This is a genomic window from Okeania sp. SIO3B5 (assembly GCF_010692555.1).
Taxonomy (GTDB): domain Bacteria; phylum Cyanobacteriota; class Cyanobacteriia; order Cyanobacteriales; family Microcoleaceae; genus Okeania.
Genome location: NZ_JAAHHG010000228.1, coordinates 13,706 through 15,208 on the forward strand (window position 1 = coordinate 13,706; position 1,503 = coordinate 15,208).

The 1,503-nt window shown below is 34.3% G+C and carries 2 protein-coding genes; both read left to right on the top strand.

The window, feature by feature from the left end; all coding sequences use genetic code 11:
* Positions 1-285: 285 nt before the first annotated feature.
* Complete coding sequence (locus tag F6K54_RS25205) at positions 286-588, top strand: DUF3593 domain-containing protein (RefSeq protein ID WP_293083525.1); 303 nt, start codon at positions 286-288, stop codon at positions 586-588.
* A 761-nt stretch (positions 589-1,349) separates the two neighbouring features.
* Positions 1,350-1,503, top strand: a 154-nt coding sequence (locus F6K54_RS25210) for a helix-turn-helix domain-containing protein (protein WP_293083530.1), incomplete at its 3' end; no start/stop codon positions are given.

Below are 1,503 nucleotides of genomic sequence, written 5' to 3' on the forward strand. Positions count from 1 at the left end.
AGCACTCCAGACAATATATCTATAACGTTATAGTTTTGAGTCTCTATATTCATAGCATTTTGAATACTTAACTCCAGAGTACCGACTATGTTTTTTTGAAAAATAAAATCAACTCAGCAGTGAGATATTTTTCAGCACTCCAGACAATATATCTATAACGTTATAGTTTCGAGTCTCTATATTCAGAGTATTTTGAATACTGAATATAATGTATTTTGAATACAGAGCTTTAACTATAGACTACTGGCTACTTACTAAAACAAAATTTTTTATACTCCTAAAAATATGATTTCTAAAGATACTCTGTTTGCTCTTTCTCTATTTCCCTATTTAGGCTTTCTTTGGTTTCTCACTCGTTCAGGCAAAACACCCCGTTTAGCCTTAATTGGATTTTATGGCACTTTAGTATTTGTAGGCGTAACTATTCCCGCCGGAATTTATGCTAAACAAGTTTATAGCGAAGCCTTAGCAAATATTGATTGGTTACATGGTAGTGCAGAAGTATTTCTAACACTATCTAATATTTTAGTAGTGCTAGGTTTTAGGGAAGCTGTTTTAAAGAAGGAAGAAGGAAGAAGGGAAAACTGATTTTTAAAGAAGGAAAAGGGAAGAAGAAAGAAGTAAGAAGGGAAAATTTGTTAGTAAATCTAATTAGGGTTTGCTGAAAAATTCTTATGGGTGAGGGTAGGAGTCAGGAGTCAGGAGGACCGAGTCAGGAGAAATAGGAATTATAGAAGAGGTAGGAGGAAGAATAGTCCCTTGATTTTTCTGCGCAACTATGCGCCTAAAATGCTAATTTTTTGAACCTAAGCGACCTCAAAGCTTAGACTTTTTTTAACTAAAAAATGCTAAAACCTTTATATGTCAATGCTTTTATATTTAACCAGCAAACCCTAATTATAAAGCAAAATTCAGGTAAATACCTAAGTTAAATAATTTCCTGAAATTACTGTAGTGGACTGTTTCAGATAAAGTAGTGCGTTATAATTGTCATTGCGAACGATAGTCAAGCAATCTCTTACCAATTTTCTATGCTTTGCTATTCTCTCATCAATGATGTAATTAAGTTGTTTAAATCCTCCAAAATCTATCAAAAATTGAGCGAGTGAGGACCAGGGCTATTTCATTCTAAACTGTGCCATTTTATGTATTGACGAAACCACGTTATTTCAAGCTTGAGGAAATTTATCTTTCGCTGTCTGAAAATCAATAAATTCATTGCTAAAATCTAGAATGAAATGACCCTGAGTGAGGACTCCCTGTATAATCTCCGATTTACCGGGAAATGAATCGCGACCAAACAAACAAGCCAGCACTCCATTCAGATAAAATTATGATATAATGGAAATATGCTGACACTAACCTACGAGTACAAATTAATCCCTTCTCAGCAACAGATTGCCATCATAGAAGATATGCTGGCAGTCTGTAGAAAAGTGTGGAATTATGCCTTGAGAGAGCGAAAAGACTGGATTAACAGTAGGAAATGTGCGGTTAATTCTT

Excerpts from the sequence above, each read along its gene's own strand:
- F6K54_RS25205 (WP_293083525.1), top strand. The coding sequence starts at position 286 with ATGATTTCTAAAGATACTCTGTTTGCTCTTTCTCTATTTCCCTATTTA.